This window comes from Grimontia celer, assembly GCF_900055185.1.
Classification (GTDB): Bacteria; Pseudomonadota; Gammaproteobacteria; order Enterobacterales; family Vibrionaceae; genus Enterovibrio; species Enterovibrio celer.
The window spans coordinates 49,439-65,277 of record NZ_FIZX01000008.1 but is presented as its reverse complement, the minus strand read 5'-3'; the positions used below and the strand labels follow the sequence as shown (position 1 = coordinate 65,277).

General features: G+C 48.5%; 14 protein-coding genes. 2 read left to right on the top strand and 12 right to left on the bottom strand.

Going from position 1 to position 15,839, the window contains the following annotated elements; genetic code table 11:
- From fabZ to rpsB, 12 genes are all read right to left on the bottom strand, one after another.
- Complete coding sequence (fabZ, locus tag GCE9029_RS23895; protein WP_062667611.1) at positions 1-453, bottom strand: 3-hydroxyacyl-ACP dehydratase FabZ; 453 nt, start codon at positions 451-453, stop codon at positions 1-3.
- 130 nt (positions 454-583) lie between these two features.
- The gene (lpxD, locus tag GCE9029_RS23890; protein ID WP_062667608.1) at positions 584-1,609 is read right to left on the bottom strand and encodes a UDP-3-O-(3-hydroxymyristoyl)glucosamine N-acyltransferase; all 1,026 of its coding nucleotides are present in this window, start codon (positions 1,607-1,609) and stop codon (positions 584-586) included.
- Between the two features lie 12 nt (positions 1,610-1,621).
- Positions 1,622-2,131, bottom strand: a complete 510-nt coding sequence (locus tag GCE9029_RS23885) for an OmpH/Skp family outer membrane protein (protein ID WP_062667606.1) — start codon at positions 2,129-2,131, stop codon at positions 1,622-1,624.
- 21 nt (positions 2,132-2,152) lie between these two features.
- On the bottom strand, positions 2,153-4,552 hold the full coding sequence (bamA, locus tag GCE9029_RS23880; RefSeq protein ID WP_062667661.1) for an outer membrane protein assembly factor BamA: 2,400 nt from the start codon (positions 4,550-4,552) through the stop codon (positions 2,153-2,155).
- A gap of 37 nt (positions 4,553-4,589) precedes the next feature.
- Positions 4,590-5,945, bottom strand: a complete 1,356-nt coding sequence (gene rseP / locus GCE9029_RS23875) for a sigma E protease regulator RseP (RefSeq protein WP_062667604.1) — start codon at positions 5,943-5,945, stop codon at positions 4,590-4,592.
- Positions 5,942-7,138 carry a 1-deoxy-D-xylulose-5-phosphate reductoisomerase gene (gene ispC, locus GCE9029_RS23870; RefSeq protein ID WP_062667601.1) on the bottom strand — a complete coding sequence of 399 codons (1,197 nt, stop codon included), beginning with the start codon at positions 7,136-7,138 and terminating at the stop codon, positions 5,942-5,944. Before ispC ends, rseP begins: the two co-directional genes overlap by 4 nt.
- Positions 7,139-7,204: 66 nt before the next feature.
- Positions 7,205-8,053: a phosphatidate cytidylyltransferase gene (locus GCE9029_RS23865; protein ID WP_062667599.1), complete on the bottom strand. Its 849-nt coding sequence runs from the start codon at positions 8,051-8,053 to the stop codon at positions 7,205-7,207.
- A 10-nt stretch (positions 8,054-8,063) separates the two neighbouring features.
- Positions 8,064-8,834 carry an undecaprenyl pyrophosphate synthase gene (gene uppS / locus GCE9029_RS23860; protein WP_062667597.1) on the bottom strand — a complete coding sequence of 257 codons (771 nt, stop codon included), beginning with the start codon at positions 8,832-8,834 and terminating at the stop codon, positions 8,064-8,066.
- Between the two features lie 75 nt (positions 8,835-8,909).
- A complete protein-coding gene (gene frr / locus GCE9029_RS23855; protein ID WP_002536380.1) occupies positions 8,910-9,467 on the bottom strand; it encodes a ribosome recycling factor in 558 nt (185 codons plus the stop codon).
- 57 nt (positions 9,468-9,524) lie between these two features.
- Entirely contained in the window at positions 9,525-10,253 is a 729-nt protein-coding gene (pyrH, locus tag GCE9029_RS23850; RefSeq protein ID WP_062667595.1) for a UMP kinase, read from the bottom strand.
- An 86-nt stretch (positions 10,254-10,339) separates the two neighbouring features.
- A complete protein-coding gene (gene tsf / locus GCE9029_RS23845; RefSeq protein ID WP_062667593.1) occupies positions 10,340-11,182 on the bottom strand; it encodes a translation elongation factor Ts in 843 nt (280 codons plus the stop codon).
- 131 nt (positions 11,183-11,313) lie between these two features.
- Positions 11,314-12,042, bottom strand: coding sequence for a 30S ribosomal protein S2 (gene rpsB, locus GCE9029_RS23840; RefSeq protein ID WP_002536376.1), 729 nt, complete (start codon positions 12,040-12,042; stop codon positions 11,314-11,316).
- A gap of 322 nt (positions 12,043-12,364) precedes the next feature.
- Between rpsB and map the strand changes: the two genes are divergently transcribed.
- Positions 12,365-13,162, top strand: a complete 798-nt coding sequence (gene map, locus GCE9029_RS23835) for a type I methionyl aminopeptidase (protein WP_062667591.1) — start codon at positions 12,365-12,367, stop codon at positions 13,160-13,162.
- Between the two features lie 52 nt (positions 13,163-13,214).
- Positions 13,215-15,836, top strand: a complete 2,622-nt coding sequence (gene glnD, locus GCE9029_RS23830) for a bifunctional uridylyltransferase/uridylyl-removing protein GlnD (RefSeq protein WP_062667588.1) — start codon at positions 13,215-13,217, stop codon at positions 15,834-15,836.
- Positions 15,837-15,839: the final 3 nt, after the last annotated feature.

The window sequence follows — 15,839 nt, the reverse complement described above, 5'->3', positions numbered from 1 at the left end:
TTAGAACTCTCTTCTGGCACACTTCAGCTCAGCTGAACAAACAACCTTACCATCAACTTTAGCAACGCCTGTGAACGCAGCAATGCCACGACGCTCTTTGATGAATTCCACTTCCAGAACCATCTGATCACCCGGTGTTACCGGTGCGCGGAATTTTGCGTTATCGATGCTGGCAAAGTAGTACAGTTCGTTTTCTTTTGGTTGACCAAAGGTCTTAAACGCCAACAGACCGGTAGCTTGCGCCATGGCTTCCAGAATCAATACACCAGGAAATACTGGCAGCTGTGGAAAGTGACCAGTGAATTGAGGCTCATTGACAGAAACGTTCTTGATCGCGTGAAGGTATTTGCCTTCTTCGAAATCAGTAACACGGTCAATCAGCAGAAAAGGATAACGGTGTGGCAGCAGGTCTTTAATTTCGTTAACTGTCAGGATTTTATTTTCGCGACTCAAAGTTTTATTCCCGTATGAAATACTTATTATTTGTCGTTGAAGTAGCTGATAACACAAATGGCCCACACTGTAGGTTCATTCGATTATCGTATCGACAAGAACCACCAGAGCAGGCCATCGCGGACGGCTATTACTCGCTGTCTTCTAGCTGTTTTTCAACGGCTTTCAATCGTTTATGCATGTCTTCAATCTTCAGCACCCGCGCAGCGGTTTTGCGCCACTCTTTATTGGTCTGAAGTGGAATACCCGAAGAATACATACCAGGTTCAGTGATAGGCCGCATCACCATCGCCATTCCAGTGATCGTGACACCATCTACAATTTCCATGTGACCGTTAAAGACGCTGGCACCACCAATAATGCAGTGCTTGCCGACTTTAAGGCTACCGGCCATCGTGGTTGCCCCAGCAATGGCGGTATTTTCACCGATCGAAACATTATGAGCGATCTGGCACTGGTTGTCGATAATCACACCATCTGCGATCACTGTATCTTCGATAGCTCCACGGTCAATCGTCGTGCATGCTCCAATCTCAACACGATCACCAATGACCACACGACCAACCTGCGGGATTTTCATCCAGCGGCCTTTGTCATTTGCGTAACCGAATCCGTCAGAGCCAATGACAGTACCTGATTGAACAAGGCAAGAGTCACCCATTACCACATTATGATAGATAGTGACGTTTGCCCAAAGACGGGTATTCGCACCAAGTGTCGCGTTTTTGCCTACGAAACAACCTGCACCAACTTGCACGTTATCACCAAGCTCTACGCCGTCTTCAATCACTGCATTGTGACCAACAGACACACCATTCCCCAGCTTCGCTGTTGGGGAAACATACGCACTAGGTGCGATATCAACTGCACAGGCAGGTGTGGTATCCAGTAATTGCGCCGTCAATGCGTAACCCAGATAAGGGTCTTTCAATACCAACGCATTACCCGTGCAGTATGACAGGTCGGCTTCCTTGACCATCACAGCACTTGCCTGACATTCCGCAAGGTGTTTGCGGTATTTGCTGCTCGACAGAAACGTAATCTGCCCTTCACCAGCTTTATCCATACCTGCAATGGCACTGATTTGCACACTGCCATCACCGTGCAGCTCTGCACCCAGTTTTTCCGCTAATTCAGCGAGCGTAATAGAAGCCATTTTCTACCTTACTTATTTCACTGCTTTCAGTACTTTTTCTGACAGGTCATCTTTCGGGCTTGCGAACATCACAGCCTGACTATTGATAACCATGTCATAGCCTTCTTTCTTGGCAATTGTTTCAATAGTTTTTTGTAGTTTAACAACCAGCTTACGCTCTTCTTCCGCACCACGCTTACGCTGGTCTTCCTGAAGGTTTTTCGCTTTCAGTTTAAAGTCTGCATCCAGAGCCTGCAGTTCACGTTGCAGCTTGGTACGCTCTTTTTCGCTCATCAGTTCGCCATTGCGCTGCAGCTTTTCAACGCCTTTCTCTAATCTGTCACGCAGGCGATCCACTTCAGCAATACGATCTTTGAATTCTTTACGCAGTTTTTCGCTGACATTACTCTTCTTTGCCATCTGCGCCAGCACAGGCCCGGTCGCAACATACCCCACTTTTTGAGCCGCTTCTGCAGCAGTTGCATAGAAAGAAGCGGAAATAATGGCAAGGCTCAGGCCTGCAGCTTTGATAATAGGTTTCAAACTTTTCTCCTAACGTTGAAATCAGAACGTACGGCCAATAGTAAAGGTGAAGAACTCTTCGTCATCACCCTCGTATTTTTTGATTGGTTTTGCCAGCGAGAATACCAGCGGCCCCATTGGGGAACGCCATTGAATCGCCGCACCATACGATGCCCGGTAGTTCGATGGATCGCTGTAATCGTAAATGTATTCCTGACCACTAATCACGCGAGCGTCATTGAGGTCGTACTCGGTGTCCCATACAGATGCCGCATCAACAAACACACTGGTCCGGATGGTGTTTCTCGCTTCAGCAGAAACAAACGGCATAGGGAAAATAAGTTCAGCACTGGCCAATGCAATGGCATTACCACCGACTGAGTCATTACTACCCACAAGTGCTGGGTTATTACCTGCCCCCTGGTCATATACTGCTTTTGGACCCGCCGTATTCGAACGGAAACCACGTAGCGTTGAGTAACCACCTGCGTAGAAGTTTTCATAGAACGGCAGCAGGTAATCATTTTCGTCATTACTGCCATAACCATTGCCATAACCTAACCGGCCACGCATCAGGAAGGAGAAGTTATGATCATCATCCAACGGGAAGTAGTGACGAACATCGTATTGCGCTTTGAAGTACTGGGCATCAGAGCCTGGAACTGTCATTCGGAATGATGCACGTTGGTAATTACCTGCTGTCGGGAAGAAACCGCGGTTGAGGTTATTTCGTGTCCAACTCACCGACCAGTCAAAATCATCGACCACAAGTCCGCCATCGTCAGTCACGCTGTCGCCCATTGAATCGAGGAATTTTTGAATCTGGTAGTAACCACCAAGGTTTTCAATCTGACGGTGTGTGTAGCCCACGGAGAAGTCAAAGTAGTTGATTTCATCAAATGGGAAACCCCAGGTCAGACTGGTGCCGTAGCTTTTGTCGGTATAATCAACGATGTTTGCATCGGATGCTTCAAACTCGTTATAGAAAATACGACCACCAAGACTGATACCATCCAGGGTGAAGTAAGGGTCACGGTAATCCAGCGTCAGGTTCTTTTGGTAATCATTGATCATTGCATTGATACCAAAGCGGTTGCCGGTACCAGCAAAGTTATCTTGCTGAAGACCAGCCTGGAAACTGATCCCTGATTCGGTACCGTAACCGATACCAAAGTTCACGCTGCCAGAGTTGGTCTCTTTGACCACATATTCGACATCGACCTGATCGTCGGTACCGGGTACGCGAGAGGTACGTACATCTACCGTCTCGAAGAAGCCTAGACGGTTCAGACGATCTTTACTGGTTTCAACCGATTTTGAATTCAGCCAAGAGCCTTCCATTTGTCGCATTTCGCGGCGCAGCACTTCGTCTTTGGTGATTTGGTTACCAGAGAACTTGATGTTGCGAACGTAAATACGCTTACCTGGCTCTACGTTCACGTTAAGAGCAACGGTCTTCGCTTCATCATCGAATTCAGGAATAGTGGAAACCTGAGGATAGGCATAGCCTTGTTCACCGAGCTTACGCTTAATTTCATCCTCAAGGCGCGTCACTTTCTGGCCGCTGTACGTCTCACCGTCCTCAAAAGGCACCAAAGCCGCAAAGTCTGCGGTTTCTTTACCACCACGGAAACTCACGTCAGAAACGGTATAAGGTTCGCCTTCATTGATATTCAGCGTGATGTAAACGCCTTTTTTATCAGGAGAAATAGAAACATTGGCTGACTCAACGCGGAATTTCAGGTAACCACGGTTGAGATAGAAAGAACGCAGGTTTTCCAAGTCACCAGCCAACGCCTGCTTCTGGTACTGCTCATTAGCTAAGAAGTTCCACCATGGCACGTCTGCTCGCAACTCAAAGTTCCCCTTCAGCTCTTCATCAGAGAATACTTTGTTTCCGATAAAGTTAATCTGCTGAATTTTTGCAGAAACGCCTTCAGTGAAGACAAACTTTACGTCCGCTCGGTTTCGTGGAAGTGGAGTGATAACCGTATCTACTACAGCATTGTACTTACCTACGCTGTAGTAGAAGTCTTCCAACCCTTTTTCGATGTTGGAGAGCTTGGTGCGATCCAGTGACTCACCAACGCGCAACCCAGAAGCCGAAAGGTTCTCTTCCAGCTGCTCTTCTTTAATGGCTTTATTGCCTGAAAAAGAGACGCTGGCAATGGTTGGACGCTCGATAACCTTAACTAGTAAGTCATCACCATCACGGAAAACGCGCACGTTTTCGAAGTTACCTGTTGAGAACAGGGATTTAATGATCCCGGAAACATCGCCTTCATCGATGTTATCGCCAACACGTACCGGCATTGCGAGCAACGCAGCACCGAGGCTGACGCGCTGAAGCCCCTCAAAACGAATATCTTCCACCACGAACTCATCGGCCGTAACAGAACTTGAGAATAGAAGAGAGGCTAAAAGAAGTTTTTTCATCGCCATTGCTTGCTCTGACATTTCCTTGCTAAACGCTGAATGTTTATAGTCGGGCGAAATCGTTAAATATCGCTACAGCCATCAAAGTCATGATGATTGCTGTACCTACCCGATATCCCATATCCTGCACTCGTTCAGAGACGGGGCGACGTGTCACGGCTTCAATACCAAAAAACAACAGGTGTCCGCCATCAAGAACCGGTAACGGTAACAGGTTAATAATGCCTAAATTAACGCTGATTAGTGCGAGAAAGCCGAGAAAGTATACCAGACCGAAGTCTGCGGTCATCCCTGCACCTTTTGCAATTGAGATAGGTCCACTCAAATTCTTTACTGCCACGTCACCAGTGAACAGTTTTTTAATCATACCTGCGGTGAGTGACACCACCTGCCAGGTTTTATCTAAGGCCGCAGGAATAGCAGCCAAAGGGCCGTATTGAAGCGTCAGTTGATGTGACTCAGGCCAAGGCTCCACCTCTGGGGCAAAACCTGCATAGCCTATTGCCTTTCCATCCTGCACATTCGCATCCGGCGTTAAAGTCAGAGTGACTGTTGTGCCATCACGTTCAACAACCAAGGGCAATGCCTGCTCAGGGTTTGCACGAATGGTCTCAACCACTTCAGTCCAACCGGTTACCGCACTGCCCCCAAGAGACACCAATTCATCGTTAACGAGAAGCCCCGCTTTTTCCGCCGCGCTACCTTCGACCACATTCGCAATCACATTTGTGATTTCAGGGCGGTAAGGTGTCATTCCGAGTGTACGCAACGCTGATTGTGATTCAGGGTCAAAAGACCAAGTTGCCAAATCCAGATTTTTCTCAACTGCATATGCTGCGTTTTCATCTGGTTTGACTGCCACTGTCATGTCACTGTCACCAATATGGGCAATCAACTGGAAATTAACCGATTCCCAATCTGGCGTTTTGATACCAGAGATCTCAGTTAGTTCCATCCCTGGCTCTATGCCCGCTTGTGCGGCAATAGATTGTGGAGCGACATCACCAATGATTGGCTTAACGGCTGGTACACCGATAATCATCACCAGCCAATACGCCACGATCGCAAACAGGAAGTTAGCAATCGGGCCAGCTGCAACGATCGCGCTGCGTTGCCAAAGCGGACGATTATTAAACGCTTGCTCTTTTTGTGACTCAGGCACTTCATCCACGCGCTCATCGAGCATCTTGACGTATCCACCAAGAGGAATCATAGCGAGTGTATATTCGGTACCATCCTTGCCTACTTTCTTCCAAATAGACTTACCAAAGCCAATAGAGAACCGTTCGACTTTCACGCCGCACTTACGCGCAACCCAAAAGTGACCGTATTCATGTACCGCTATCAAAATACCGAGAGCAATGAGGAAAAACAGTAGGTTCCAAAGAATGGCGCTCATTGTGTTAACTCCGTTATCCTTTTCTGAGCCATGACACGTGCCTTGTCATCTACTTCTAAGAGGCTTTGAATACAAGAAGGTTCCGATAACTCAGCTCCTTGTAGCACAGCATCATTCACCTCGGCAATCTGCATGAAGCCAATTTGCCCCTGCAAGAATGCATCAACAGCGACTTCGTTAGCCGCATTTAATGTGGTTGTTGCGGCTTGCCCCACGTAACAAGCGTCAATAGCAAGCTTCAAACATGGATAACGGCTGAAGTCCGGCTTCAGGAAAGTGAACTCACCCACTTCACTAAAATCCAAAGGCTTCACACCCGCCTCGATACGATCAGGATAAGCCATCGCATAAGCGATCGGCGTGCACATATCCGGCAACCCCATTTGTGCCAACACAGAACCATCACGGTACTGCACCATCGAGTGAATCACTGACTGTGGGTGAATAATGACGTCCAATTGATCCCGATTCGCATTGAACAACCAGCGAGCCTCAATATATTCAAGACCTTTATTCATCATGGTGGCTGAGTCGACTGAGATTTTGGGCCCCATCGACCAGTTAGGGTGAGCAATTGCCTGAGCAGGTGTCACACGCTCTAAAAGCTCTAAGTCCGTATAACGGAAAGGACCACCAGAGCCCGTAAGAAGGATTTTACTGACGCCTTCTGATTCCAGATTGCATATACCTGGGCGGGACTGAATGCTTGCAGGAAGACACTGAAAAATCGCATTGTGTTCACTGTCGACTGGCAGAAGCTCGGCACCATACTGGTGAACTGCATCGATAAAGAACTGCCCGGACATCACCAGTGCTTCTTTATTTGCCAACAAAACGCGCTTTCCGGCTTTCACGGCCGCCATAGTTGGAATGAGACCCGCCGCGCCGACCACTGCAGCCATTACCGTATCAACGTCAGTGTGCTCAGAAATCGCAGAGAGCCCTTCAATGCCGCTGAGCACTTCTGTTGAGCAGCCTTGATTTTTCAGAGCCAGACGTAAACTTACTGCCGCATCAGCATTCGCCATAGCTGCAAATTTTGGACGCCACTTCAAACACAAAAGAAGCATTTCATTGACGTTAGCATTCGCAGCAAGTGCGAAAACCTCGTAGGCGTGAGGATTCTTTTCAATCACAGAGAGCGTGCTGGTGCCAATCGAACCGGTTGCACCAAGAATCGTTATCTTACGCATAGGAAACTCTAATATTTGTTCCATAAAGCCTGAATAAAACTCACCGGCGAAACGCCGGTGAGTCTATTACGCAAGCCAGAAATACAATACGGTGAAAACTGGGAATGCGGCTGTCAGACTATCAATTCTATCCAGTATACCGCCATGTCCAGGCAGAATGCTGCCACTGTCTTTCACACCCGCGACACGCTTAAACATGCTTTCCGCCAAATCGCCCAGTACTGACGCGAAGGAGGTGACCAGAGCGACAACGCCTAACATTGTCAAAGAAGAGAAAGGAATAGAGAAATACTGAGCTACCGCTAAGGTGACAGCGACAGCAGCGATTAACCCACCAATCAAACCCTCAACGGTTTTGTTTGGGCTTACAGATGGTGCCATCTTGCGCTTGCCGAAAGTCTTACCGGCAAAATAAGCGCCCGTATCAGCCGCCCAAACCAAAAGACACACCAAAAGCACCATCTTTGCACCAAGGTATGGGGAAGCATCATAGTTGTAGGCACGAAGCAAAAGAACGCTCCACAGAAAGGGAAGAAGTGTTAATACTCCAAACCCTTGCTGCGCAGCATTGCTGTCAGCCCACCAGCTAGTGCCCTTTGGATAACGCAACACCATGATAGTGGCAACAAGCCACCAAACAGCGCCAGCAATAGCCAAAGCACTGCCGCTGACGGCCGTCAATTGTAGTCCGTTTTCAGTGATAGGTAACGCGAACAGCGAACCGACAAGAATGATTGCAGGAAAAACAAATGCACTAAAACGGGACGAAGCGGCCACAAACTTGGTCCACTCCCAGTGGCCAAGTAGAGTGACACCTGCCACGGCAATCACGAAAAGTTGTAACGGCAAAAAGAAAATACCGGCGATAACAAGCGGTGCCAGTACCAGTGCCGTTAAGACACGTTGTTTCAGCAAACGAAACCCTCTATTTTTCTACTTGTAACATGGCCTTGATTTGCTCACCAGTACACCCAAATCGGCGCTCACGGTTAATAAACCAAGCAATGGCTTCGGTGAGACTTGTCTCGTCGAAATCAGGCCAGAATTGTTCGGTGAAATACAACTCTGCATAGGCCGCTTGCCACAGCATAAAGTTGCTAATGCGGCATTCGCCGCTGGTGCGGATCATCAAATCTACATCTGGCAAACCAGAACACGATAAATGCACCTGAAGATCACCTTCAGTGAGTTGTTCAGCAGGAATTTCGCCACGCTCTACCTGAGCAGCAAGCTTTTTCACGGCCTGCATAATATCCCACTGACCGCCATAGTTGGCAGCCACGTTTAACACCAAACCGGTGTTGTTCGCCGTTAAGGCTTCCGCCGCAGCGATTTTATCTTGCAACGACTGGCTAAAGCGCGTGGTATCGCCAATTACCTTGAGCTTTACACCATTTTTGTGAAGACGTTTCACTTCACGTCCCAGCACAGTGACAAAAAGCTCCATCAACAGGCTGACTTCTTCCTCTGGACGACGCCAGTTTTCACTACTGAATGCGAACAGAGTAAGCACCTGAACCCCTAGGCGATTAGCAGTAGAGACAGTTTTACGCACAGCATCAACGCCGGCTTTGTGACCAAACATACGGGCTTTGCCACGTGCTTTGGCCCAACGGCCATTTCCGTCCATGATGACGGCAATGTGTTTTGGAAGTAGGCTGGGATCGATTTCTTGATGGAAAGATTGGGAGCTCATCATTATCCTTCGCAAATAAAAAGCGCTGTACTGCTAGCACAGCGCTTCGGCAATGGAATCAGAGTGTAGCCGGAATTAAACTTCCATCAACTCTTTTTCTTTGGCTTCAAGAATTGTGTCAATTTCTTTAACAGCCGCATCAGTCAGTTTCTGGATATCGTCCTGACCACGACGTTCTTCGTCTTCAGAAATTTCTTTTTCTTTCAGCAAGCCTTTCAGATCGCTGTTCGCATCACGGCGGATGTTGCGCACTGCAACACGACCACCTTCAGCTTCACCACGAACAATCTTAACCAGGTCGCGACGACGCTCTTCGGTCAGTGGCGGCAATGGAACGCGAATAACAGTACCTGCAGACATTGGGTTCAGACCCAGATCTGAAGTCATGATCGCCTTTTCGATAGCTTGGGTAACAGACTTATCGAAAACAGTGATAGCCAGAGTACGCGCATCTTCAGCAACAATTGAAGCCAATTGCTTCAGTGGAGTTGCAGAGCCGTAGTAATCTACAGACAGGCCATCAAGCAGTGCTGGGTGCGCACGACCAGTGCGAATTTTAGATAGAGTGTTCTTCAGCGCTTCAACGCTTTTCTGCATGCGCTCTTTCGCATCTGCGTTAATTTCATTGATCACGAGAATATCCTTGAAGATTCTTTTTTCTAACGACGGAGATTATGCCACTAAAATTGATTAACCGTTATCAATTAGTGTGCCTTCTTGCTCACCCATCACAACTCGACGCAGTGCGCCGGGCTTATTCATGTTGAAAACACGAATCGGCATCTTGTGATCGCGAGCCAGAGTGAAGGCAGCCAAATCCATCACTTTCAATTCTTTTTCCAGCACGTCTTGGTAAACCAAGTGGCTGTATAATTCTGCATCCGGGTTTTTCGCTGGGTCGTCAGTGTAAACGCCATCTACTTTGGTTGCTTTAATCACAACGTCAGATTCGATTTCAATGCCACGCAGACACGCTGCTGAATCTGTGGTGAAGAATGGGTTGCCGGTACCTGCAGAGAAAATCACCACACGGCCGTTTCGCAGTTGACTGATAGCTTCCGCCCAGTTGTAGCTGTCACACACACCGTTCAGAGGGATAGCAGACATCACCCGCGCGTTCACATAGGCACGGTGCAGTGCATCACGCATAGCCAGACCGTTCATCACAGTCGCCAACATACCCATGTGGTCGCCCACAACCCGGTTCATACCCGCTTCTGCAAGGCCTGCACCACGGAACAGGTTACCACCACCGATAACCAAGCCAACTTGTACTCCAAGTTCAACCAGTTCTTTGATTTCTTGTGCCATGCGGTCAAGCACAGCCGGATCGATACCGAAGCCTTCTTTACCTTGCAGCGCTTCGCCACTCAATTTAAGTAAAATTCGTTGATAAGCTGGTTTTGGGTTTGTAGTCATTCTCACTACCTTTAGGCACTAACTTCTACGGATGGGATTGTGAAAAGACCGCAGGATTCTGCGGTCTTTTGGGTCTCAAAGAGGAATTAACCTTTCTGAGCGGCAGCAACTTCTTCTGCGAAGCTCATGCCAGCTGCTTTCTCGATACCTTCACCCACTTCCAGGCGGATGAAAGTAGAAACAGAAGCGCCTTTCTCTTTCAGGATGTCACCTACAGATTTCTTAGGCTCCATGATGAAAGGTTGACCAGTCAGAGAAACTTCACCGGTGAATTTCTTCATGCGGCCTTCAACCATTTTCTCTGCGATTTCTTTTGGCTTGCCTTCGTTCATCGCGATTTCTACTTGAACTTCGCGCTCTTTAGCAACTACGTCAGCTGGTACGTCGTCAGGAGTTACGTACTCTGGACGTGATGCAGCAACGTGCATTGCGATGTGCTTCAGAGTTTCTGCGTCGCCTTCACCAGCAACAACAACACCGATGCGCTCGCCGTGACGGTAAGAAGCCATCGCTGAACCTTCAACGTAAGCTACGCGACGGATAGAGATGTTTTCACCGATTTTAGCAACCAGCGCTACGCGGTCGTCTTCGAACTTCGCTTGCAGCTCTTCTGCTGTTGCTTTAGTTGCCGCTGCTTCATCAGCAACTGCGTTTGCGAAAGCAGTGAAGTTGCCGTCTTTAGCAACGAAGTCAGTCTGACAGTTAACTTCAACCAGAGCAGAAACACCATTAGCTTCTTTGATGATGATTGCGCCTTCAGCAGCTACGTTACCTGCTTTCTTAGCAGCTTTAGCAGCGCCTGACTTACGCATGTTTTCAATCGCCAGCTCGATGTCGCCGTTAGTTTCTACCAGCGCTTTTTTACATTCCATCATGCCTGCGCCAGTGCGGTCGCGCAGTTCTTTTACCAGGGCAGCGGTAACAGCCATTGTTCATTCCTCGATTCGAAACTATTTGGGTAAAAATCAGGGGCCCATAGTTGGCCCCTGCTAACCTACTTAGCTTACAGTGCTGTCTGTGACAGTCTGATGGCTAAGAACGCTCACAAGGAGCAAGTGTCTTATTCAGCGACTTCAACCAGCTCGTCTTCTGCTTGAGCTACGATGTCCTGGCTACGGCCTTCAGTGTATGACTGAGCTGCAGCGTTCAGGTACAGTTGAACTGCGCGAATCGCGTCGTCGTTACCTGGGATAACGAAGTCAACGCCGTCTGGGTCAGAGTTGGTATCAACTACCGCGTACACTGGGATACCCAGGTTGTTTGCTTCTTTAATAGCAATGTGCTCGTGATCAGCGTCGATTACGAACAGTGCGTCTGGCAGACCGCCCATGTTTTTGATACCGCCCAGAGACTTCTCAAGTTTCTCCATTTCACGGGTGCGCATCAGAGCTTCTTTCTTAGTCAGCTTCTCGAAAGTACCGTCAGTTGACTGAGTTTCCAGATCTTTCAGACGTTTGATTGACTGGCGAACAGTTTTCCAGTTAGTCAGCATACCGCCCAACCAACGGTTGTTCACGTAGTACTGATCACAGCTTTCTGCTGCTGCTTTTACAGATTCGCTAGCGGCACGCTTAGTACCAACGAACAGTACTTTACCCTTACGCTCACCAACTTTGGTCAGCTCAGCCAGTACGTCGTTGAACATTGGTACAGTTTTTTCTAGGTTGATGATATGAACCTTGTTACGTGCACCGAAGATGAACGGCTTCATCTTAGGGTTCCAGTAACGAGTCTGGTGACCGAAGTGAACACCAGCTTTCAGCATGTCGCGCATTGAAACAGTAGCCATTTTAATTCCTCTTGGGGTTAGGCCTCCACATATCCCATACATCCGACCCGCAAAGGGCACCCCGGAGCATGTGCCGATATGTGTGTGTGTTAAAAAATAAGTGTTTGTCGAAACCACCTAAACAGAACCGGAAGACCCGATTAACCATTAAGGCGTATTTCGGCGCGCTTTATACCATAAAAAGTGCCTTAGAATCCAGCATAAAAAAGTCAGTGAGTCGCCGGGTAAGGTTCCCACATGGCGATGCGATTGATAATATGTAGTAATAGCAGTCAATTCCTCCCTTGATGTATCACATAAGGGAGCCAACTGAGAGAAAGCAATGAGCGCCACTATTAAATCGGCTGAAGAAATCGAAAAAATGCGTGAGGCCGGTCGCCTTGCGGCAGAAGTGCTTGAGATGATCGAACCGCATGTGAAAGCGGGTGTGACGACTGAAGAGCTGGATGATATTTGCCACAAATACATCACAGAGACACAGCAAGCGATCCCAGCACCGCTCAACTACCATGGCTTTCCAAAGTCAATCTGTACATCAATCAACCACGTTGTTTGTCACGGCATCCCGAACAAAACTGACGTGTTGAAAGATGGCGATGTCATCAATATCGACATCACTGTTATTAAAGACGGTTACCACGGTGACACTTCTAAGATGTTCCTGGTGGGTGACGTTTCTGCTGAAGACAAAGCACTGTGCCACGCTGCACAGGAAAGTCTTTACCAAGCACTGAAAAAAGTGAAACCCGGTGCGCGCATTGGCGACATCGGCACTGAAATCCAGAAGTTCATTAAAAGCCGCCCTCGTCGCTACTCAATCGTAAAAGACTACTGCGGTCACGGCATTGGTGCTGAGTTCCATGAAGAGCCGCAAGTCGTACACTACAAGAACAGTGACCGCACCGTCATCAAAGCGGGTATGTGCTTTACCATTGAGCCTATGATCAATGCGGGTAAATTCGGTACGCTGTTGGACGACGACGACGGCTGGACGGTATACACCGTTGATGGCAAGAAATCAGCGCAATGGGAACACACGATTTTGGTGACAGAGACGGGTTGCGAAATCCTGACCTTGCGCAGTGAGGAAAAACTGCCTCGCATTCTTAACAACGCATAATGTGAAAAATAAGAGTCGGCCAATGTGCCGACTTTTTTTATCAAGGAAGACAATGAACGACATTTTGCTCTCGCCTAATGAACTGACTGCTGAGCAGCTCAATCTAACCGAGCTCAAAAATCAGCTCGCACTGTTTGCCGACCAACAGAAGATGGCGTTTCTCGACCGAGCATCTGTGACAGATTTGGTATACCAGCGTTCTGATTACATTGATGCCGTACTCGAAAGGCTGTGGCAACATTTTGAATTCCACCATCATCCCAACCTTTCACTGATTGCCGTTGGCGGTTACGGACGCAGAGAGCTTCACCCTCTTTCTGATATCGACCTTTTGATTCTCTCTGAAAACGGCATAGATAAAAGCTATCAGGCGCGCCTTAGTGAATTCGTTACTCTGCTGTGGGACTTAAAACTGGAAGTCGGCCATTCTGTACGCACCCTTTCTGAATGTATGGATGTAGGGTTAGACGATTTAACTGTCGCCACCAACTTGCAAGAAGCCCGTTTGCTGTGTGGCAGTGAGAGAATCTTCCATGAACTGAAAAACCGTATTCATTCAGAGCAATTCTGGCCCAGTGAAAGGTTCTTCAAGGCCAAAGTCAAAGAGCAAAAAGAACGCCATGCTCGATACCACGACACAGCCTACAATCTGGAGCCAGACATCAAATCGAGTCCAGGTGGCCTTCGTGATATTCACACCTTAAGCTGGATTGCCCGCCGTCACTTCGGTGCCACCAGCCTGCGTGAAATGAGTAAGTACGGTTTTCTAACCGATGCTGAATTTCGGGAACTGGATGAATGTCAGACCATGCTTTGGCGCATCCGCTTCGCCCTTCACCTTGAGCTTCGTCGCTACGATAACCGCCTGACCTTCGCTCATCAGCCATCTGTTGCTGAAACTCTCGGTTACCAAGGTGAAGGAAACCGTGGCATCGAGCTAATGATGAAAGACTTCTACCGCACATTGGGAAGAGTCTCTGAGCTCAATAAAATGCTGATCCGTCTGTTTGCACAGGCAATTGAAAACGAGCCAGACAGTAAAACCATTGAGGTGCTGAGCGATGACTTCCAACGTCATGGTCGTCAGATTGAAGCGCGCAAGCCTGCGTTGTTCCAGGCACGTCCTGACACCATCATTGATATGTTCCTACACATTGCCAATGACAAGTCGATTGAATCGATTTCAGCGCCGACACTCAGGCAACTTCGCACCGCTCGCCGTCGTTTGAACCGTTTTCTGTGCGATGTGCCAGAAGCGAAAGAGAAATTCATCTCGCTGACCCGGCACCCAAATGCGCTACACAAAGCCTTTCCCTTGATGCACAAGCACGGCGTGTTATCTGCGTATTTACCACAATGGAGTCAGATTGTCGGCCAAATGCAATTTGACCTCTTTCACGCCTACACCGTGGACGAACACACCATCCGTCTGCTCAAGCACATCAACGGCTATAGCTACGAGGAAAACCGCGAGAAACATCCTATATGTTGCGATGTATACCCTCGCCTCGCCAAGCCTGAGCTTTTGCTTCTCGCAGCGATTTTCCATGACATCGGTAAAGGCCGCGGTGGCGACCACTCAGAGATTGGTGCAGAACAAGCATATACTTTCTGTATTGACCACGGATTCTCTCGCCCAGAGGCAAACCTTGTCAGCTGGCTGGTCGGTAACCACCTCCTGATGTCTGTCACCGCCCAACGCCGTGATATTTATGATCCGGAGGTTATCACCGAATTTGCGCAAAAGGTACGTGATGAAGAGCGTCTCGACTACCTGATTTGTTTGACGGTGGCCGATATCAACGCCACCAACCCAGAGCTTTGGAATAGTTGGAAGCGCACTCTTTTGGCGGAGCTTTACTACTCCACCCAAAAAGCGCTACGCCGCGGTTTGGAAAATCCGCCAGACATCCGTGAGCGCATTCGTCACAACCAACATCTCGCTTCGGCGCTACTGCGGAAAAACGGACACACACCACGCGAAATTGAACTGCTTTGGCAACGTTTTAAAGCAGATTACTTTTTGCGCCATACCCACAAACAAATTGCCTGGCACAGCGAGCATATCCTCAGCCACGAAGGTGATGATCCTTTGGTGCTGGTGAGCAAAAATGCCACCCGCGGCGGTACAGAGATTTTCGTTTATAGCAAGGACAGACCAAGCCTGTTTGCCCGAGTGGTGGCCGCACTTGATAAGAAAAACCTCAGCGTTCACGATGCGCAGATCATGACCAGTAAAGATGGTTTTGCGCTGGATACTTTCATGGTGCTGGACTCACACAACGAAGCCATACAATCAGATCGCCATGAAAAAATCCGCGAGGGTGTCACACTGGCGCTCATTCAGGACGGGCCGATTACCATTCCGGTCAAACGTGCTTCACGTAAGCTGATGGCCTTTAATGTGAAAACACAGGTCTCTTTCCTTCCAACCCGCACGGGGCGACGTACATTACTTGAGTTGGTCGCGCTGGACACTCCAGGATTATTGGCGCGGGTGGGAGCGGTATTCGCCCGCGAAGGCGTTTCCTTGCAGGCTGCAAAAATCACCACCATTGGTGAGCGTGCTGAAGACTTTTTCATCGTCACTGACGGTGAACGGCAGGCCTTATCAGATGAAGTCCAGAAAACGCTCAGAGAGGCATTATTTGATGCCTTAAATGACGCAAGTTAATGG